The sequence below is a fragment of the Lutibacter agarilyticus genome (genome assembly GCF_900188235.1).
Classification (GTDB): Bacteria; Bacteroidota; Bacteroidia; order Flavobacteriales; family Flavobacteriaceae; genus Lutibacter; species Lutibacter agarilyticus.
Genome location: NZ_FZNT01000004.1, coordinates 225,434 through 243,445, shown reverse-complemented (window position 1 = coordinate 243,445; position 18,012 = coordinate 225,434). Strand labels below are relative to the sequence as shown.

Here is an 18,012-nt window from a genome sequence, read left to right as displayed (position 1 = left end):
TTACTTTTTTGAGTTTAAAAAGTATAATTAATTTAAAATACTAATTCTAACTTTTCTCTTTTTTAGTCTGCTGTTGTTTAGTTGCTCAACTAAATCTTTTACGTTTGAGGTTGATACAGCAACATAAGAACAATCTTGTTTTACTTCAATAATGCCAAGTGCATCTTTTTTTAGATTTCCTTGTTTAAAAAATAAACCAGCAATATCTCCTTTTGAAATTTTGTCTTTTCTTCCGCCAGAAATATATAAGGTTTTCCAGTTGCTGTTTGCTAATTTTTTAGTTTTTTCAATACTAATTTCTTCGACGTCTTTAATAAAAACTGGTAATTCTTCTTGTTCCCATTTTAAAATATAAGCTGTTCCGTTGCTGTTCATACGGGCGGTTCTTCCGTTTCTATGAATAAATTCATCAGGTCTTGAAGGTAATTCATAATGAATAATAAAATCCATTTCTGGAATATCAATACCTCTTGCCGCTAAATCTGTAGCAACTAAAATTTTACTAGTGCCGTTTCTAAATTTCAATAGCGATCTTTCTCTATCAAGTTGTTCTAAATCACCCGAAAAAGTGCCGTGATTTATCCCTTTTTTGTATAAAAAATCACTTATAACTTCAATGCTAGCTTTTAAATTGCAAAATATGATTCCGCAGCCTTGACCAATATTGCCTAGTAGTTTTTCTAAAGCTTGTAATTTGTTTTGGTTTTCAGTTTCTAAAACGGCAAGTTTTAAATTAGTTGATTTGTTACTTAGGTAATTTAACCTTTTCGGACTTTTAATTGCCATAAAATCCGGAATCTTTACTTTTTGCGTGGCAGAGGTTAATACTTTTTTTTGTGTCGAAGTTAATTCTTGTACTATAAACTTCATATCCTCTTCAAAACCAATTTCTAGTGATTTATCAAATTCATCAAGCACCAATGTTTTAATATCGTGTATTTCAAAAGTTTCTCGTTCAATATGATCTGCAATTCTTCCGGGTGTTCCAATTAAAATTGCTGGTGGATGTTTTAATTCTACTTTATCTTTTGAACCAGATCTTCCGCCGTAAACGGCATTTGCTTTGTAGCCGCTGCCCATTTCTCTAATTACTTGTTCAATTTGAATGGCAAGTTCTCTGGAGGGTGTTAAAATTAAAACTTGTATGTTTTTTAGAGCGGGATTTAAATTTTCAATGATTGGTAATAAAAACGCTAATGTTTTTCCGGTTCCGGTAGGCGATAATAAAATAATTTCTGAATTCGTTGAAATTGCTTCAAAAGCATCTTCTTGCATTTGATTCAGCTTTTCAATACCTAATTTGTTAAGAATTGCCTCCTGATTTTTTATGTTTTTTACCATTTGGCAAAGGTACTTGTTTTAGAATTAAGTATGGTTAGAGAAATAACTTCAAAAACGACAAAGAATTACGAGTTATTAAAAGATGCTTTTATCATTCGGTCTACTCCAAAAAGATCTTTTTTCAGTTCAATAGTTGTAAATCCTTTAGTTTTTAAGAGTTCAACAGTTTCTTTTCCTAAATATTGATTGATTTCAAAATACAATTGCCCATTTTTTGATAAATAATTTTTTGCTAAATCAGCAATTTTATCATAAAATAAAAGCGGATTTTCATCTTCTACAAACAATGCTAATTGTGGTTCATATTCTAAAACGTTTTTTTGCATTTCTTGTTTTTCTATCTCGCGGACATAAGGAGGATTGCTTACAATTACATCAACTATGTATGGAAGATTGGAGGTGTTTAAAATATCAGCTTCCATAAATTGAATATCAACGTTGTTTAAAGTTGCATTTTTTTCAGCAGTTTTTATGGCTTCGGAAGAAATGTCAATGGAAGAAACTTCTGCATTAGGAATATTTTTGGCCAATGAAATTGGAATGCAGCCACTTCCTGTTCCAATGTCTAAAATTTTGATTGAATTTTTTGAGTCTTCAGCTTTCCTGTCGTTGATAATCCAAGCTACCAATTCTTCAGTTTCAGGTCTTGGAATTAATACGTTTTTATTTACATAAAAAGGAAGTCCGTAAAATTCCGTTTCACCTATTATATATTGTATAGGAATTTGGCTTTTTAAATCTGAAGTTGCTTTTTTAAGAAAATCTAAAGCTGTTGTTTCAATTTCAAAAGAAGGCTGTAAGGCAGCGTCTATTCTTTTTAAATGAAGTTTAAATTCAATTAAAATATTGAAAAACGATTGAATTTCTGTTTCAGGATATATTTCAGACAACGCTGAAAAAAAGTGTTTTTTAAAAGCTATTAGTTCCATTATAAATTTTTAAGCATCCATAAATTACAAGAATAATGACCAGTATCTCCCATTGGAGCGTCTAAATCTTTAAATCCAGCTTTTCGGTATAATTTTCTAGCTTCTTCCATATAAGGAAGTGTTTCTAAATAGCATTTTTCAAAACCAAATTCAATTGCTTTTTGCAGGCAACTATCCATCATTTTACTTCCCAAACCCATTCCTCTAGCTTCAGATTTAAAATACATTTTTTGAAGTTCACAAATATTTCCATCGTAATTGTCTAATTGTTTAATTCCTGCACCGCCATAAATCTCTCCATTTTTTTCAACCACAAAATAAATCGAATTTTGAACGGTGTAAGCTTCAGATAACGTATCTAAAATAGTATCGGCATAAGCAGTGCCAACTTTTGGTACGCCAAACTCAATTAAAACTTCCCGAATAGCTTTGGCAATTTTAGGGTTGTCTTTTGGTTCAATTTCTCGTATTGTAAAGTTGTTGAGAGTCATTTTAAAATGCTATTTTTGCGCTGTGAATTTACATGAAAAATACATAAAACGTTGCATTCAACTTGCTAAAAATGGAATTGGCACCACCTATCCAAATCCTATGGTTGGTAGTGTTGTGGTTTTAAATGATACTATTATAGGTGAAGGTTGGCATAAAAAAGCGGGTGAGCCTCATGCTGAAGTAAATGCTATAAATGCGGTTGAAGATAGATCGTTGTTAAAAAATGCGACTATTTATGTGAGTTTAGAGCCTTGTTCTCATTTTGGAAAAACACCTCCTTGCGCTCATTTAATTGTTGAAATGGGGATTAAAAATGTTGTTGTAGGAATTGTAGATTCAAACAGTAAAGTTAGTGGAAAAGGAGTGAAATATTTGATAGAAAACGGTTGTGATGTTTTTGTGGGTGTTTTAGAAAACGAATGTTATCAACTAAATAAACGCTTTTTTACGTTTCATGCTAAAAAGCGTCCTTTTATTGTGTTGAAATGGGCTGAAACAAAAGATGGTTTTATTGATAAATTAAGAAATGAAACAGATGCTGTTTCTCCAAACTGGATTTCAAATACCTATTCTCAGCAATTAGTGCATAAAATGCGTGCTGAAGAACAAGCAATTTTAGTTGGAACCAATACCGCTTTAAATGACAATCCAAGTTTAACAGTTAGAAGTTGGGGTGGAAATAATCCAATTCGCGTAGTTATTGATAGAACAGCTAAAATTCCATCGAATTATAATTTGTTGAATGGAACTACCAAAACAATTGTTTTTTCAGAAGTAAAACAGGTCATAAATTCTTATGAAAATGTAGTTTTTGAACAGATTAACTTCAAAGAAAATGTACTTCAACAAATTTGTGATGTTTTATATAAGTATGAAATTCAATCCATAATTATTGAAGGAGGGAAGCAAACTTTACAAGGTTTTATGGATGCAGATTTATGGGATGAGGCTGTTGTTTTTGTTGGAGATGTTTTATTTGAAAAAGGGTTGAAAGCACCTGAATTAAAAAAAGCACCATTTGAAATTAAAGAAATTTCGAATGATACGTTGTCCATTTATAAGAATTATTAGTTCTTCTATTTAATATTTATTTATGGATTTAGAAAAAGATACATACAAAACAATTGATATTGCTGGTGGAGACGCTCTTTTTAAAGATAAAGGAAGCAAATTTATTGGGTATGTATTCCCAGTTACTTCTGAAGAAGAAGTAAAATTACATATTGATGCATTGAAGAAAAAACACCATACTGCAAGGCATTGGTGTTATGCTTATAGAATTGGAGTAGAAGATATGCGTTATCGTGCAAATGATGATGGAGAACCTAGTAATTCTGCAGGTCAACCAATTTACGGGCAAATTTTATCTTTTGATTTAACAAACGTTTTAGTGGTTGTTGTACGTTATTTTGGGGGAACTAAACTAGGTGTTGGTGGTTTAATTAACGCGTACAAAACATCTACTAAATTAATTTTAGAGGAAGTTATAGTTGTCGAAAAAACAATTGATGTTTATTTTCAAATAATTTTTGAATACCAACACATGAATAAGGTAATGCGAATTGTAAAAGAGCAGTCCTTAATTCTATTAGATCAAAAAATGGAACTCAATTGTGATTTTTTAATTGCTGTTCGAAAAAAAAATGCAGCAAAAATCCATCAATTGTTTTTAGACTTACGCTGTTTAAAAATTAAAAAAGTTACTTCTTAAAGTTTATTTTATTTAACAAGTCTTCTGGAATACGAGTTGGTCGGTTCGTTTTCATGTTTACAAACACCAAAGTTGCAGTTGCAGTTGTTAACAATTCGTTATTTTCATTGTGAATTTCAAACTCAAATTCTATTCTTGCTGTTGGTTTTTTTGCTAAAGTAGTTTTGAGGGTTAAAATATCATCATATTTTGCAGGTTTTAAGTAATTTGTATTTAGATTAATTACAGGTAACATAATGCCATTTTCTTCCATACTTCTGTACGAAACCCCTAGTTTTCTTAGCCATTCAGTTCTTCCCATTTCAAAATAGGCCGCATAATTTCCGTGATAAGCATAACTCATTTGGTCGGTTTCACCATATCTCACTCTAAATTGTATTTTATCTGATATCATTTTGTATATTTATGAAGTGTTATTTACGCAAAAAAAAATTAATAATCAATAGATATTTTATTTTTTTATGATGAAAAATATTCACATTTTTGTACAGCCAAAGAATGACAAGAATTGCTCTAATGTAATCAATTAATTATTAACTTTTTAATACTTTTTTAGTACCAATGACGAAAACTGCATCATCAGTTTGGGGTGAGTGTTTATCTTTTATAGAGGATAATATCAAGCAACAAGCGTACAAAACATGGTTTGAACCTATTAAGCCTATAAAATTATCTGGTGAAGCTTTAACAATTCAGGTGCCAAGTAAGTTTTTTTATGAATGGTTAGAAGAGCATTACATTAAGTTATTAAGAGTTGCTTTGGTAAAACAATTGGGTGCTGATGCAAAGTTGATTTATGATGTGAGAATGGAAAATAATTACAGTAGTAGCAATCCGCATACTGTGAAAATTCCAAGTTCTAATAGAAACCCAATTCATTCTAGTCAAGGAGTAAACGCTCCCTTAGATTTGAATAAACGAGAGTTAAAAAATCCGTTTATCATTCCTGGGATTCAGAAAGTTAAAGTTGAATCTCAATTAAACCCTAATTATAATTTCGCAAGTTTTGTTGAAGGTGACTCAAATAGGTTAGGGCGTTCTGCTGGTTTGGCAGTGGCTAATAAGCCTGGAGGAACATCGTTTAATCCATTGTTAATTTATGGAGGTGTTGGTTTAGGTAAAACACACATTGCGCATGCGATAGGGGTTGAAATTAAAGATAAGTATCCAGACAAAACAGTTTTATATATTTCTTCTGAAAAGTTTACACAACAATACATTGATTCTGTAAAAGGAAATACTAGAAATGATTTTATTCATTTTTATCAAATGATTGATGTGTTAATTATTGATGATGTTCAATTCTTATCTGGTAAGACAGGAACTCAAGATGTATTTTTCCATATTTTTAATCACTTGCACCAAAATGGGAAGCAGGTTATTTTAACTTCAGATAAAGCTCCTGTTGATATGCAGGATATTGAACAACGATTGCTTTCAAGATTTAAGTGGGGATTGTCTGCTGAGTTACAAGCACCTGACTATGAAACACGAGTTTCTATCTTGCAAAATAAATTGTACAGAGATGGTGTAGAAATGCCAGATGAAATTGTAGAATATATTGCAAAACATATTAAATCGAACGTTAGAGAGTTAGAAGGTGTTTTAATCTCAATGATTGCACAAGCTTCATTCAATAGAAAAGAGTTTACCTTATCTTTAACCAGACAAATTGTAGATAAATTTGTAAAAAACACCAAAAGAGAAGTTTCTATAGATTACATTCAAAAAATTGTTTCTAACTATTTTGAATTAGATGTAGCAACTTTACAATCTAAAACGCGTAAACGTCATATTGTTCAAGCGCGTCAGTTGGCAATGTACTTTGCTAAAAGAATGACCAAAGCTTCATTGGCAAGTATTGGTTCTCAAATTGGAAAAAGAGATCACGCAACGGTACTGCATGCTTGTAAAACAGTTGATAATTTAACGGAGACTGATAAGCAGTTTAGAAAATACGTAGACGATATTACTAAAAAACTTACATTTTAATTACAATGACTAAAGTATTAATGGTTTGCTTGGGGAACATTTGCCGATCGCCATTAGCTGAAGGTATTTTAAGATCTAAAGTTTTTTCTCACAAAACTTTTATTGATTCAGCTGGTACAGGTGGGTATCATATAGGTGCAAAACCTGATAAAAGATCTATTTCAGTAGCTTCGGTACATGGAATTGATATTACAAATCAACAAGCTCGAAAATTTATAGTGAAAGATTTTGATAATTTCGATTTGATTTATGTGATGGATCAATCAAATTATAGAGATGTTATTGAGTTGGCTCGAAATGAAGAGGATAAAGCAAAAGTTAGCTTAATTTTAAATGAAGTTTTTCCTGGTGAAGATTTAGATGTTCCAGATCCATATTACGGAGGTGAATTTGGGTTTAAGAATGTTTACAATATGTTGGATGAAGCTTGCGATGTGATTTCAAAAAAAATTAATTCAAATGAATAATCAAAAAGGTAAATTATATTTAATTCCTACAACTTTAGGTGATAATGAACCTTTAGAAGTGCTTCCGTATTCAGTAAAAAAAATCATTGAAGAGTTAAATCATTTTGTTGTTGAGAATGAAAAAACAGCACGAAGATTTATAAAAAAAATTACACCTAAAAAGTCGCAACCTTCTTTGGTTTTATACAAACTAGATAAATATGTAGAAGAGGTTGAAGTGCAAACTTATTTAGATGTTTGTGAGCAAGGCATTTCAGTGGGATTGCTTTCTGAGGCTGGAGTACCTGCTATTGCAGATCCTGGCGCTGATGTTGTAAAGTTGGCGCACGAAAAAGGAATTAGAGTAGTTCCTATGGTTGGACCTTCATCAATTGTTTTGGCTATGATGGCTTCTGGGTTTAATGGTCAAAATTTCGCATTCAATGGGTATTTACCTATTGATGCTGCTGAAAGAAAAAAAGCAATTAAAGATTTAGAGCGTTTATCTAAAGAAAAAAAACAATCTCAAATATTTATTGAAACTCCGTACAGGAATGAAAAAATGTTTGCAGATTTAAAAAATGCATTAAGCTCGTCAACAAAACTTTGTATAGCTTGTGATATTACTCTGAAAGATGAATATATTAAAACGTTGACCATTAAAGAGTGGGATAAAGAGCATCCAGACTTGCATAAAAGACCAACTATTTTTGTAATTCATAAAGAATAAAAAACTCAAACTGAAAAGTTTGAGTTTTTTATTTTCACAATAATTCGAAAATTATAATACTGGTTTTTGATTTGCTTCAATAAATGAAGTGTCGTAACCTGAGAATTTTTTAATGTAATGTTGTATTGAGCTCCCGTAGGCGTCTTTAAATTGAGAACTTCCATTACTTCGTAAATATTTTTTAACGTTACCAGCGCCCGCTAAATGAGCTGCAGCTAATATACCTGACTCAGTAATTTCAGTTCCGTTGATTTTTTTACCTACTTTTCGCTTGATGTCTTTTCTTAAAATCCATTTATTAACAGAGCATAATGCTATAAAAGCATCTTCCTGTAATTCAGGACTTTCTAAGAATGTTTTAGTGTTGTAAATGTTGAATCTTTCTAATGTGCTTCTTCCGAATTGGTATTTTCCTAAATACCCAAGAGTGTTAACAGCATTATATTTACCTTGTGATTCTTTAAATGCAAGCGCTTCTCTAAATCCATTAAATGAATTGCCTACAAAAGGAATCTGGAAAATAGGTTCAATGCTTTCTGTTTCGGTAGGAACGTAGCTTAAGCTAGCCGTTAAGTTTGTTGTGTTATTAGTTATTAATTTAATTTCTGAAAATCCAGAAATAAAAATAACTAAAATAATTAAACTTAAAAATATGATTGTTTTTCTCATAATTTAAAGGTTTTAAATACCTAGTAAATTTCGGGGTGCAAAATTAGACTATTTTTTAATATAAACAAGTTTTTTGTAAAAAATAATTTAATTTAGTAAATCATTAGTAAAAGTTAATTTTTGTTGTATAAAAATAATGAATTTATTTATAAGTGTGAAAAATATTTAAAATAAAGTGGTGTGAAAACGTTTGAGGTTAAGGGTTTTTACCTGTTAACACCTTGCTTGCTTAACCATTTTTGATACTTGGCGGCATTTCTGTTGTGTTGCGCTAAATTTTTTGCAAATTCGTGCTGACCAATGTTAGTTATACTGGCGCACATGTAGTAGTATTTATGCTTGGTTGGGTTTAATACAGCGTCTATTGAAGAGATGTCAGGCATAGCAATCGGCCCTGGAGGTAAACCACTATTTTTATAAGTGTTGTAAGGAGAATCTATAGTCAAATCCTTTGTTAAAACACGCTTAATTACGGTGTCAGATCCGTATTGTTGTTTCAATGCAAAAATTATGGTAGGATCGGCTTGTAATGGCCATTTATCGTAATATCTATTTAAATATAATCCAGCAACAATTGGTCTTTCTTTTACAAGAGCTGTTTCTTTTTGAACTATGGATGCTAAGGTAATTACCTGATTTTTAGTTAATTTTAATTTTTTAGCTTTATTAATTCTACTTTCATTCCAAAATCGTTGATATTCCTTTTCCATTTTTTGTTGAAAAGCTTCAGCAGAAGTATTCCAATAAAATTGATAGGTATTAGGAATGTACATGCCAATACTGGTTTTAGAATTAAAACCTTTTTTTGTTGTAAATTCTGAATTTTTAAAGACTTTTAGCAGTGAAATTGAATCAGCTTCAATTTGTTCAGCAATTCTTCCGGCAAGTTTTTCAAAAGTATCTTGATTGTTGAATGATAATTTTACAGGAGTTTGTTTTCCACTTCGTAATAAATTTACCAAATCGTTGTTATTCATTCCTTCTGAAATAAAATATTTCCCCGGTTTAATCGTGTTTGGGTAGTTTTTTTTAGTGGCAACCCAAATAAATGGTTTCACCCTTTTTAAAAATGGTCGTGTTAAATTTTCGACTTCATTAAAACTACTACCTGTAGGAATGTATAAATAGCCTTCTTTTACCGTATTCGGTTTGTATATTTTAGTGTAAAAATTAAAAGCAGATACACCTGCAATTATAATAAGTAGGCCACTTATGAATAGAATTAACTTTTTTAAACTCATGTTAATGTTTAATTAATTGGTATAATAATTCATTTTTATAGCCATTATTAAAAAATATCCAATCTTTTTTAGTTCCGGCGATTTTAAAATTGAATTTTTCAAATAAGGCAATACTTTTATTATTATCTTGAGTGATATTGGCAAATAGTTGATGCGCATTTAAACGTGTAAAAGCATACTCAATTACAAGTTCTAATGCTTCTGAAGCATAACCTTTTCTTTGATAATTAGGAAGTACTAATAAGCCAATCCCAACTCTGCTATGCTGAGGTTCAAATTCAAACAAATCAATCATTCCAACAGGAGTGTTTGCGGTGTTGCAAATTACAAAGCGATATTGTTTGGCTTCATATATATCTTGATGTGCGTTTTCAATATAATTTTTAAGAATATATTTTGAAAATGGCAACTGAGTATTGCTAATTTCCCAAAAAGATTCGTCGTTTTCAATAGAAAACAAAAAATTTAAATCTTCAGGTTCTAATGCTCTTAAGCTTATATGTTTACCAAGTAATGTAGCCATTAAATTTGAATATCTCCTTCAAAAACAAATTGAGCAGGACCTTTTAAAAACACATTCGTGTAGATATTTTCACTTTTGTCAAATGAAACTTCTAAGTTTCCACCCAATACTTCAAGTTGTATGGTATTTTTTGAAGTTTTATTAGCGCTGTTAGCTGCAATAGCAACCGCTGTAACACCAGTTCCACAAGCTAAAGTTTCATCTTCAACACCACGTTCATAGGTTCTTACTTTGAAAGCGTTTTCAGAAACTTGCTCAGCAAAATTCACATTAGTTCCTTCTTCAAAATAAGGAGCGCCATATCTAATTTTGGCACCTAATTCTTTTACATTAATAGCAGCAACATTATTACTAAACTGAATATGATGTGGAGAGCCTGTGTTTAAAAATAGGTCAGTATTTTGAGTGCTAATTTCATAAACGTCAATCATTTTCAAGCTTACAATACCATTATTTATGGTTGCATAGTGTAATCCGTCAACAGCATCAAAAGTAGTTTCGTTCTTAATCACCTCAAGTTGGTTTGCAAAAGCAACTAAGCAGCGACCACCATTTCCACACATACTGCCTTCGTTTCCATCAGCATTATAGTAGACCATTGTAAAATCTGCAGTTTTAGATGGTTCTAATAAAATTAAGCCATCAGCACCAATGCCAAACCTGCGATCGCAAAGTTTATTTATTAATTGAACGTCATCTTTCGGGAAAAATAATGAACGATTATCAATCATAACAAAATCGTTTCCGGTTCCCTGATATTTGTAAAAATGTAGTTTCATGAGTACAAATGTACTAAATTCAACTAAGTTTTTTTGCTAAAAATTCTGTAAGAAATGTAAAATGTTAAAATCCGTTAAATGAGCGTTAACATAGCGTTAAAGCATTTTTTTGAATATAATAAAGATTTAAATTTGAGTTATAATTTACAAAAATCAATCAAAAATGAAAAAATTTTTAAGTATTGTATTGTTTTCTGCAATTGGAGGTGCTTTAACATTAGGCACTTATAAATTATTTATTGAAGAGGCTCCAATAGTTTATGAAAAACAAGTTAAGGCTCAACCTGCCACTGTTCAAGCAAATTATTTAAATACGGTGAATGCTGTTGAAAACACAGATTTTACGGTAACAGCCGAAAAAACATTGAATACTGTAGTGCATGTAAAGAACACTTCATATAAAACAGTTAGAGATCCATACAGGGAATTTTTCTATGGTCAAGGAAACGGAACCAAGCAATATTCACAAGTTGGAACAGGAAGTGGTGTAATTATTTCATCAGACGGGTACATAGTTACAAATAACCATGTTATTAAAGGGGCTTCAGAAATTGAAGTAACCTTGAATAATAAAAAAGTATTGAAAGCTGAATTAATAGGTGCTGATCCAACCAACGATATTGCGTTGTTAAAAGTTAAAACAGATGAACTTCCTTATATTACCTTCGGAAATTCAGATGCAGTTAAAGTTGGTGAGTGGGTGTTAGCTGTTGGAAATCCCTACAACTTAACATCAACAGTAACTGCTGGAATAATTAGTGCTAAGGGGCGTGACTTGCATGGAAACGGTAAAGTAACCGATTCTTTTATTCAAACTGATGCAGCTGTAAACCCAGGAAATAGTGGAGGTGCTTTGGTGAATACTAGAGGGGAGTTAATTGGAATTAATACCGCTATTTCTTCTCAAACAGGATCGTTTGTTGGTTATTCTTTTGCGGTACCTTCAAACATTACTAAAAAAGTGATTGAGGATTTAATGGAGTATGGAAATGTTCAAAAAGCAATTTTAGGAGTAAAAGGAGGTGAGTTGAACAATAAAGTAGCTGAAAACTTAGATATTGATACTACTGAAGGTTTTTATATTTCAGACGTTACGGAAGGTTCTGGTGCTGAAAAAGCTGGGTTAAAAGGGAATGATATTATCATTCAAATGGATGGTGTTAAAATTTCAACTTATGCCGATTTAACGGGGTTTATTAGAACAAAGCGCCCAGGTGATGTGGTAAACGTTTCTTATTTAAGAGATGGGAAAAAGTATATTTCGAATGTAACTTTAAGTAAAAATGAAATGAGTAGTGTTTCTTCTTTAGGTATGGAATTGAAAAATTTAAATGCTAGTGAATTGAAGAAACTGAACATTGAAAATGGAGTGAGAGTCGAAGATATTACTAACCAAGAGTTGATGTATTATGGTGTTAAAAAAGGCTTTGTAATTACTGCCATTAATAATAAAAAGGTAACAACGGTTGATGATGTTGTTGATATGATTTCAAACAAATCAGGTAACGATGTGTTGCGTATTGAGATGCTTAATTTAGATGGTGAGTTAGAGCGTTATATTTTTAGGTAAAATAGTTTTTAAAAACAATAAGTGGGTTTTTGAAAGAAAACTTATGTTTTCGTAAACCTAAAATAAATTCAGAATTAGGAGTTGTTAAAGTGGCAACAATTTAAACGATGTCTGCTCATTCTTCGGATGTTATAAGAATGATTTGATTTTTCTATAGATTTGTATATTGAAAAATCAAATTGTTTTTAAATGAACTTTAGGAGTTCAGTTGTGATTTTTACTTTTTTGGCATTTTAATATACAATGCTATAATTTCAAAAAGTATATAGTATTCCTAAGGTGTTTCTATGATGTAATCTAATTGTATTTCTATAATTTTTTTAATTGTGTAATTAAATTACTTTTTCCCATGATTGATAAGTATTTAAACGAAAACTTCCTTGGAAATTAAAATTACATTGATCTTGAGCTATAATTGATAAAAAGTTTTCACCATTAGCTCTTTTATACAAATGATAGGTTTTACCTGTAATGGGTTCAAAATTAAATTTTGCATTGTATATGACGTTGTTAAATTCAAATTCTTGGATTAGTTGTTCGTACTGCTTTTTTATCTCTTCAAACCTTGAATGTATTTGATGGTTTAATTTATGAATGCTTCTGTTTTTCCAAGCTGCAGTGTCAGTACTTGTAATTACTGGTGCGCCAACATTGGTTGCATATGGTTTTAAAGAAGCGTCATATTTTTGCGATTCAATATTAAAAACAATACTATCGGGTTTCTTTTTATCGCTCATTTGTTAATTTAGATTTTCTAACTTTTTCATAATCTCCTCGGCTTCATAAACTTTTTGATCACTCAGTTTTCTATTATTAGAAGAGAGGCTATGTGCTTCTTTTGTAAGCTTTTTATATTGCTCGTATAATTTATCTTTTTCTGACTTCTTTTTAAATAGTCCAAACATATTAGTAGAATTTAGGTTGTTTTTTTATATTTATAAGTAAAGATATAAAAATGTTTAATTTAAAACTCAAAAAGTTAAACAAATAATGGTAAATTTTTATTTATTTTGTAATCTACTCCAAGAATAAAAGAATTTAGATTAGCTTTTTTATCTATATTTAAATTTATTCATGTAAATTATTAAATGTTTTTCACTACAAATAATGATGGATACAAACATAGTATCTCTATCTGATTATTGGTTTTCTTTTGATTTAGGAAGCGTAAGAAGTTTTAAAGAATATTTTCATTGACACGTTGATAAAACGGTATATTTTAATAATTAATTCGCTAAAGTGATTATCAACTATTATAAGGAGTTACTAAAAAGTAGCGGAGAACAATCTAAAGTAGATAGATCTTTATAAACTAAGAAGAGTTTATTTTAAACATATCAAAATTAAAGATGCGTTACAATATCATTTTTTCTATGGCGTTGTTTTAGCTTTGTAATTATACAAATATTTAATGCAATATAGTTTAAAAAAATAAATGTATTACATTATTATTTATAGGAATATCATTTTAAAATGAATTAGTCCAAAATCTAAATATTTGTAAAAATATCCATTAGAAATAGGGGAGAATAAATTATCATTTCAAATTACATTAAACTATAATAATTTATAGTTTTTTCATTTGTATATTTGGCGACTTATTAGAAAAGTGTTTTATGAAGAAAAGCCCCATAATGTTTGTTGGTACAGGATCAGATGTTGGAAAAAGTATTATTACAGCAGGATTTTGCAGAGTTTTAAAACAAGATGGCTATCATCCAGCACCTTTTAAAGCGCAAAATATGTCGCTGAACAGTTTTGTAACTCCTGAGGGTTTAGAGATTGGTAGAGCACAAGCAGTGCAGGCTGATGCTTGTGGTATTCCTTGTAAAAGCAATATGAATCCTGTATTGTTGAAACCAACTTCACATAAATCTTCACAAATAATATTGCACGGTAAGCCTATTGGAAACCAAACAGCAAACGAATATTTTTTAGGGAATAATAAAGAGAATTTATTTAATGAGGCTAAAAACGCGTTCGATTCTTTGGCTGCTGAATACCATCCAATTGTACTAGAAGGCGCAGGAAGTATTTCTGAATTAAACCTAAAGCATAGAGATATTGTAAATATGAGAATGGCACAATATGCCAAAGCCTCCGTTTATTTAATTGCAGATATTGATAAAGGTGGTGTTTTTGCAAGTGTTTACGGAACCATTGAATTGTTGGAAAAATGGGAGCGAGATTTAATTAAAGGAATTATTATAAATAAGTTTAGAGGTGATATTAATTTATTTGAAACTGGTAGAGACAAGATTGAAGAGCTAACAGGTATTCCCGTTATTGGAGTAGTGCCTTATGCATCGGATATTTATATTGAAGATGAAGATTCTGTTGCTTTAAGTCAGAAAAATGAAATGGCTTCTACAGAAAAAATTAATATTGCGGTTGTTTTATTACCACATATTTCAAATTACACCGATTTTAATTTATTGGAACGTGATGAGCGTGTTAATTTGTTTTATTCAAAAAGTGCTGAAGAAATAGAGAAGGCAGATATCATTATACTTCCAGGAACTAAGAACACTATTGCCGACTTACAATTTTTACGTACAGATTGTATTGCAAAAGTGGTATTAAAAGCATTTGATGTAGGTAAAAAAGTGATAGGTATTTGTGGTGGTTATCAAATGATGGGGGAAGAAGTGAGTGATCCTTTTGGTGTAGAAAGCGATGCTACCATTATTCCTGGTTTAGGAATATTACCTTTAAAAACAGCATTAACAAAAGAAAAAACCACTATTCAGCGTGAATTCAAGTTTAAAAACTATGAAGAAAAATGCAGAGGTTATGAAATTCATATGGGAACGTCTGTAACTAATAAACCATCACCATTACTTCAAATTAATGATACTAAAGAAGGTTATTTATTGAATGATAATTGCTGGGGATCTTATATGCACGGGATTTTTGATAATCAAGTGGTGATTGATGATTTATTAGGAAGTGTGTCTAAAAATGAAGTGAAAAACTACGAAGCATTTAAAAATGAAAATTTTGATAAGCTAGCAGATTTATTAAGAGATTGTCTTGATATTGAAAAAATATACGCTCAAACAACTATAGTAGCATGATAAATGGACACGGTGATGATTTGCATCAATTTAAGGGTGGCATAAAATACAATTTCAGTTCAAATGTATATTATAAAGGTTGTTCTTCTTTATTGTTAAAAGAGTTGGAAAGCAAGGTAGTTCAAATCCAAAATTATCCTTCACCTGCAGCTAAAGAATTAAACGTGTTGGCTGCCAAACATTTTGATTTAGATGAAGATCAGTTTTTGTTTTCTAATGGAGCAACGGAAGCCTTCTATTTAATAGCACAGTGTTTTCAACATAAAAAAGCTATAATTGTTGGGCCTACTTTTGCCGAATATGAAGATGCTTGTAAAATTAACAAGTTAGCACATCGTTTTATTTCAAGAGAAGAGATTTTTGAAACTAATTATGAAGATAACTTGGTTTTTATATGTAATCCTAATAATCCTGATGGAAAAATTTTAAACTTTGAAGAAATTGAAAGTTTACTAAAATCTTTTCCAAATGCACATTTTATAATAGATGAAGCGTATTATGAATTTACAAATGCTGTAAATTCTGTATTGCCTTTGATACGTACCTATTCAAATATTTCAATAGTACGTTCTTTAACAAAAACATTTGCAATGCCAGGTTTGCGTTTGGGATATGTAATATCAAATTCAATAGTTATCCATAATTTATTTGCGTTAAAAATGCCTTGGAGCGTCAATAGTTTGGCGATTGCTTCGGGTGTGTTTATATTTAATAATTATAAAAAGTTAACGTTTGATATTGATGAGCTATTAGCGGAAACAGCTGTTTTTAAAACTCAAGTAAATAGCATTCCTTATTTAAATGTGATGGAGGGTTATACCACCTATTTTTTGGTTGAACTTCAAAAAGGAACAGCTTCTGAATTAAAGAAGTATTTGATTGAAAATCATCAAATTTTAGTCCGAAATGCTACTAATTTTACCGGATTAAAAGGAGAGTGTATTCGTTTAGCAGTGCAATCTTCAATAGAAAATTCAGTATTGATAAAAGCCTTAAAAGAATGGAATTAACATTCGTTTATATATTAGTTTCAGGGTTTTTATTGGATCTTTTAGTTGGTGACCCCAAATTGTTACCGCATTTAATTGTTGGGTATGGAAATTTAATTTCATCAGGAGAAAAACAATTAAATAAAGGAGCTTCTCAATTTATAAAAGGAATGTTGCTAACCATCGTTTTGGTTGGAAGTGTTTTTCTATTGCCTTTTTTCTTTATTAATTTTTTGAGAAATAACAATTATCATATGGTTGAAATTGCTTTCTCAATATTAATGTTATTTTACTGTTTAGCAAATAAAACATTAGTGATTGAAGGTAAAGCTGTTTTTAATGTGTTAAATAACGAAGGGTTAGAAGCTGGCAGAAAAAGATTATCGTGGATAGTTGGTAGAGATACTTCAGCATTGAATGAGCAACAAATTAGAATAGCCACTTTAGAAACAATGTCTGAGAATTTAAGTGATGGTATTATTGCGCCGTTGTTTTATTTTGTTTGTTTTGGTGTGCCAGGAATTATGGCGTATAAAATGATCAATACTTTAGACTCTATGATTGGTTACAAAAATGACCGTTACGAGCAATTTGGTAAGTTTGCAGCAATTTTAGATGATGTTGTAAATTATATTCCATCAAGAATTACAGCTATTTTAATTTTAGTAGTTCAGTTTAAAATTAAAGGTGTTTTCTTTGTTTTTAAAGAAGGAAAAAAACATAGCAGCCCAAATGCGGGTTATCCAGAAGCAGCATTAGCCTATGTGATAAACTGTCAATTTGGAGGGCCAAATTTTTATGGTGGTAAAATTTATAAAAAGCCTTTTATAGGCACTAACAATCGATTAATTCAACATCAAGAAATTAATAAGGTGGCCAACATAAATTATGCATCTAGTATAGTATTTGTAATTGTTTCAGTACTTGTTTTTTTATGGCTGAAATAAAAAAAAAATATATTATATCGGGGGCTCCAGGATCTGGGAAATCGACATTGATAAATGCCTTAGAAGAAAAAGGAATTCAATGTTTAAATGAAGTTTCTAGAGACATAATTATTGCAGAACAAAATTCAGGAAATAACGGAATGCCTTGGGGAAATATGGAACGATTTGCAAGGTTGGTATTTGATGAAACATTGATTCGATTTAAAAAGCAACCTGAAAGTTTATTTTGTGACAGAAGTTTAATTGATACGATGGCATATTTAGAATTTGCTGACAAACCCATATTTGAGGATCTAAAAAACTTTGATTTCAATCAATATTATCACCCCGTAGTGTTTTTTGCATTGCCGTGGTCTCATATTTATATAAAGGATCCTCAACGGCCTGAATCTTTTGAGTATCAATGGTCATTATCCAATAAATTGATAGCATACTACAAAAATCATAATTTCAAAATTGTGTATTTGCCTTTTACTTCTGTACAGTTAAGAGTTGATTTTATCATAAATAATTTAAAAGACATTTACTGTTGAATTTAAGATAAATTAATATTTTATCTTAGGTTTAGATTGTATT

General features: G+C 30.5%; 20 protein-coding genes. 10 read left to right on the top strand and 10 right to left on the bottom strand.

The window, feature by feature from the left end:
* Nucleotides 1–27 precede the first annotated feature (27 nt).
* The 3 genes from CHB67_RS08460 to CHB67_RS08450 all read right to left on the bottom strand — a co-directional run bounded on the left by CHB67_RS08460 (nucleotide 28) and on the right by CHB67_RS08450 (nucleotide 2,761).
* Nucleotides 28–1,341 (bottom strand): DEAD/DEAH box helicase, encoded by a 1,314-nt coding sequence (locus CHB67_RS08460; protein WP_089381330.1) that lies wholly within the window; start codon nucleotides 1,339–1,341, stop codon nucleotides 28–30.
* Nucleotides 1,342–1,406: 65 nt separating this feature from the next.
* Nucleotides 1,407–2,270, bottom strand: a complete 864-nt coding sequence (gene prmC, locus CHB67_RS08455; RefSeq protein ID WP_089381329.1) for a peptide chain release factor N(5)-glutamine methyltransferase — start codon at nucleotides 2,268–2,270, stop codon at nucleotides 1,407–1,409.
* On the bottom strand, nucleotides 2,270–2,761 hold the full coding sequence (locus CHB67_RS08450) for a GNAT family N-acetyltransferase (RefSeq protein WP_089381328.1): 492 nt from the start codon (nucleotides 2,759–2,761) through the stop codon (nucleotides 2,270–2,272). The genes prmC and CHB67_RS08450 overlap by 1 nt, the downstream gene beginning before the upstream one ends.
* A 22-nt stretch (nucleotides 2,762–2,783) precedes the next feature.
* On the opposite strand from CHB67_RS08450, the gene ribD reads away from it, so the two are divergent.
* Both ribD and CHB67_RS08440 read left to right on the top strand, forming a co-directional pair.
* Complete coding sequence (ribD, locus tag CHB67_RS08445; protein WP_089381327.1) at nucleotides 2,784–3,833, top strand: bifunctional diaminohydroxyphosphoribosylaminopyrimidine deaminase/5-amino-6-(5-phosphoribosylamino)uracil reductase RibD; 1,050 nt, start codon at nucleotides 2,784–2,786, stop codon at nucleotides 3,831–3,833.
* Between the two features lie 22 nt (nucleotides 3,834–3,855).
* Nucleotides 3,856–4,473, top strand: coding sequence for an IMPACT family protein (locus CHB67_RS08440; RefSeq protein ID WP_089381326.1), 618 nt, complete (start codon nucleotides 3,856–3,858; stop codon nucleotides 4,471–4,473).
* Here CHB67_RS08440 and CHB67_RS08435 read toward each other — a convergent pair.
* Nucleotides 4,463–4,867, bottom strand: coding sequence for an acyl-CoA thioesterase (locus tag CHB67_RS08435; protein ID WP_089381325.1), 405 nt, complete (start codon nucleotides 4,865–4,867; stop codon nucleotides 4,463–4,465). The two genes, CHB67_RS08440 and CHB67_RS08435, sit on opposite strands and share 11 nt — an antisense overlap.
* Before the next feature lie 167 nt (nucleotides 4,868–5,034).
* Between CHB67_RS08435 and dnaA the strand changes: the two genes are divergently transcribed.
* The 3 genes from dnaA to CHB67_RS08420 are packed head-to-tail and all read left to right on the top strand — an operon-like array spanning nucleotide 5,035 to nucleotide 7,641.
* A complete protein-coding gene (gene dnaA / locus CHB67_RS08430; RefSeq protein WP_089381324.1) occupies nucleotides 5,035–6,465 on the top strand; it encodes a chromosomal replication initiator protein DnaA in 1,431 nt (476 codons plus the stop codon).
* Between the two features lie 5 nt (nucleotides 6,466–6,470).
* Nucleotides 6,471–6,932 (top strand): low molecular weight protein-tyrosine-phosphatase, encoded by a 462-nt coding sequence (locus CHB67_RS08425; protein ID WP_089381323.1) that lies wholly within the window; start codon nucleotides 6,471–6,473, stop codon nucleotides 6,930–6,932.
* Complete coding sequence (locus CHB67_RS08420; protein WP_089381322.1) at nucleotides 6,925–7,641, top strand: SAM-dependent methyltransferase; 717 nt, start codon at nucleotides 6,925–6,927, stop codon at nucleotides 7,639–7,641. The genes CHB67_RS08425 and CHB67_RS08420 overlap by 8 nt, the downstream gene beginning before the upstream one ends.
* A 51-nt stretch (nucleotides 7,642–7,692) precedes the next feature.
* Here CHB67_RS08420 and CHB67_RS08415 read toward each other — a convergent pair whose 3' ends face one another.
* The 4 genes from CHB67_RS08415 to dapF all read right to left on the bottom strand — a co-directional run bounded on the left by CHB67_RS08415 (nucleotide 7,693) and on the right by dapF (nucleotide 10,853).
* Nucleotides 7,693–8,310, bottom strand: a complete 618-nt coding sequence (locus tag CHB67_RS08415; RefSeq protein ID WP_089381321.1) for a peptidoglycan-binding protein LysM — start codon at nucleotides 8,308–8,310, stop codon at nucleotides 7,693–7,695.
* A 206-nt stretch (nucleotides 8,311–8,516) separates the two neighbouring features.
* Nucleotides 8,517–9,551, bottom strand: a complete 1,035-nt coding sequence (gene mltG, locus CHB67_RS08410; RefSeq protein ID WP_089381320.1) for an endolytic transglycosylase MltG — start codon at nucleotides 9,549–9,551, stop codon at nucleotides 8,517–8,519.
* 1 nt (nucleotide 9,552) lies between these two features.
* Nucleotides 9,553–10,074 (bottom strand): GNAT family N-acetyltransferase, encoded by a 522-nt coding sequence (locus tag CHB67_RS08405; RefSeq protein WP_089381319.1) that lies wholly within the window; start codon nucleotides 10,072–10,074, stop codon nucleotides 9,553–9,555.
* Nucleotides 10,074–10,853 (bottom strand): diaminopimelate epimerase, encoded by a 780-nt coding sequence (gene dapF, locus CHB67_RS08400; protein ID WP_089381318.1) that lies wholly within the window; start codon nucleotides 10,851–10,853, stop codon nucleotides 10,074–10,076. Before dapF ends, CHB67_RS08405 begins: the two co-directional genes overlap by 1 nt.
* A 163-nt stretch (nucleotides 10,854–11,016) precedes the next feature.
* Between dapF and CHB67_RS08395 the strand changes: the two genes are divergently transcribed.
* Nucleotides 11,017–12,423, top strand: coding sequence for a trypsin-like peptidase domain-containing protein (locus CHB67_RS08395; protein ID WP_089381317.1), 1,407 nt, complete (start codon nucleotides 11,017–11,019; stop codon nucleotides 12,421–12,423).
* 332 nt (nucleotides 12,424–12,755) lie between these two features.
* Here the strand turns inward: CHB67_RS08395 and CHB67_RS08390 are convergent, their stop codons facing one another.
* Complete coding sequence (locus CHB67_RS08390) at nucleotides 12,756–13,160, bottom strand: DUF2452 domain-containing protein (protein ID WP_089381316.1); 405 nt, start codon at nucleotides 13,158–13,160, stop codon at nucleotides 12,756–12,758.
* A 3-nt stretch (nucleotides 13,161–13,163) separates the two neighbouring features.
* A complete protein-coding gene (locus CHB67_RS17030) occupies nucleotides 13,164–13,328 on the bottom strand; it encodes a Lacal_2735 family protein (protein ID WP_141119696.1) in 165 nt (54 codons plus the stop codon).
* 711 nt (nucleotides 13,329–14,039) lie between these two features.
* Here CHB67_RS17030 and CHB67_RS08385 point away from each other — a divergent pair.
* From CHB67_RS08385 to CHB67_RS08370, 4 genes are read left to right on the top strand one after another with little or no spacing between them, the layout of a single operon-like run.
* The gene (locus CHB67_RS08385) at nucleotides 14,040–15,500 is read left to right on the top strand and encodes a cobyric acid synthase (protein ID WP_089381315.1); all 1,461 of its coding nucleotides are present in this window, start codon (nucleotides 14,040–14,042) and stop codon (nucleotides 15,498–15,500) included.
* Nucleotides 15,497–16,510, top strand: coding sequence for a pyridoxal phosphate-dependent aminotransferase (locus tag CHB67_RS08380; RefSeq protein WP_089381314.1), 1,014 nt, complete (start codon nucleotides 15,497–15,499; stop codon nucleotides 16,508–16,510). Before CHB67_RS08385 ends, CHB67_RS08380 begins: the two co-directional genes overlap by 4 nt.
* The gene (cbiB, locus tag CHB67_RS08375; protein WP_089381313.1) at nucleotides 16,501–17,436 is read left to right on the top strand and encodes an adenosylcobinamide-phosphate synthase CbiB; all 936 of its coding nucleotides are present in this window, start codon (nucleotides 16,501–16,503) and stop codon (nucleotides 17,434–17,436) included. Before CHB67_RS08380 ends, cbiB begins: the two co-directional genes overlap by 10 nt.
* Entirely contained in the window at nucleotides 17,424–17,969 is a 546-nt protein-coding gene (locus CHB67_RS08370) for an AAA family ATPase (RefSeq protein ID WP_089381312.1), read from the top strand. Before cbiB ends, CHB67_RS08370 begins: the two co-directional genes overlap by 13 nt.
* Nucleotides 17,970–18,012 lie beyond the last annotated feature (43 nt).

Excerpts from the sequence above, each read along its gene's own strand:
- CHB67_RS08460 (WP_089381330.1), bottom strand. The coding sequence starts at position 1,341 with ATGGTAAAAAACATAAAAAATCAGGAGGCAATTCTTAACAAATTAGGT.
- prmC (WP_089381329.1), bottom strand. The coding sequence starts at position 2,270 with ATGGAACTAATAGCTTTTAAAAAACACTTTTTTTCAGCGTTGTCTGAA.
- CHB67_RS08450 (WP_089381328.1), bottom strand. The coding sequence starts at position 2,761 with ATGACTCTCAACAACTTTACAATACGAGAAATTGAACCAAAAGACAAC.
- CHB67_RS08440 (WP_089381326.1), top strand. The coding sequence starts at position 3,856 with ATGGATTTAGAAAAAGATACATACAAAACAATTGATATTGCTGGTGGA.
- CHB67_RS08435 (WP_089381325.1), bottom strand. The coding sequence starts at position 4,867 with ATGATATCAGATAAAATACAATTTAGAGTGAGATATGGTGAAACCGAC.
- dnaA (WP_089381324.1), top strand. The coding sequence starts at position 5,035 with ATGACGAAAACTGCATCATCAGTTTGGGGTGAGTGTTTATCTTTTATA.
- CHB67_RS08425 (WP_089381323.1), top strand. The coding sequence starts at position 6,471 with ATGACTAAAGTATTAATGGTTTGCTTGGGGAACATTTGCCGATCGCCA.
- CHB67_RS08420 (WP_089381322.1), top strand. The coding sequence starts at position 6,925 with ATGAATAATCAAAAAGGTAAATTATATTTAATTCCTACAACTTTAGGT.
- CHB67_RS08415 (WP_089381321.1), bottom strand. The coding sequence starts at position 8,310 with ATGAGAAAAACAATCATATTTTTAAGTTTAATTATTTTAGTTATTTTT.
- mltG (WP_089381320.1), bottom strand. The coding sequence starts at position 9,551 with ATGAGTTTAAAAAAGTTAATTCTATTCATAAGTGGCCTACTTATTATA.
- CHB67_RS08405 (WP_089381319.1), bottom strand. The coding sequence starts at position 10,074 with ATGGCTACATTACTTGGTAAACATATAAGCTTAAGAGCATTAGAACCT.
- dapF (WP_089381318.1), bottom strand. The coding sequence starts at position 10,853 with ATGAAACTACATTTTTACAAATATCAGGGAACCGGAAACGATTTTGTT.
- CHB67_RS08395 (WP_089381317.1), top strand. The coding sequence starts at position 11,017 with ATGAAAAAATTTTTAAGTATTGTATTGTTTTCTGCAATTGGAGGTGCT.
- CHB67_RS08390 (WP_089381316.1), bottom strand. The coding sequence starts at position 13,160 with ATGAGCGATAAAAAGAAACCCGATAGTATTGTTTTTAATATTGAATCG.
- CHB67_RS17030 (WP_141119696.1), bottom strand. The coding sequence starts at position 13,328 with ATGTTTGGACTATTTAAAAAGAAGTCAGAAAAAGATAAATTATACGAG.
- CHB67_RS08385 (WP_089381315.1), top strand. The coding sequence starts at position 14,040 with ATGAAGAAAAGCCCCATAATGTTTGTTGGTACAGGATCAGATGTTGGA.
- CHB67_RS08380 (WP_089381314.1), top strand. The coding sequence starts at position 15,497 with ATGATAAATGGACACGGTGATGATTTGCATCAATTTAAGGGTGGCATA.
- cbiB (WP_089381313.1), top strand. The coding sequence starts at position 16,501 with ATGGAATTAACATTCGTTTATATATTAGTTTCAGGGTTTTTATTGGAT.
- CHB67_RS08370 (WP_089381312.1), top strand. The coding sequence starts at position 17,424 with ATGGCTGAAATAAAAAAAAAATATATTATATCGGGGGCTCCAGGATCT.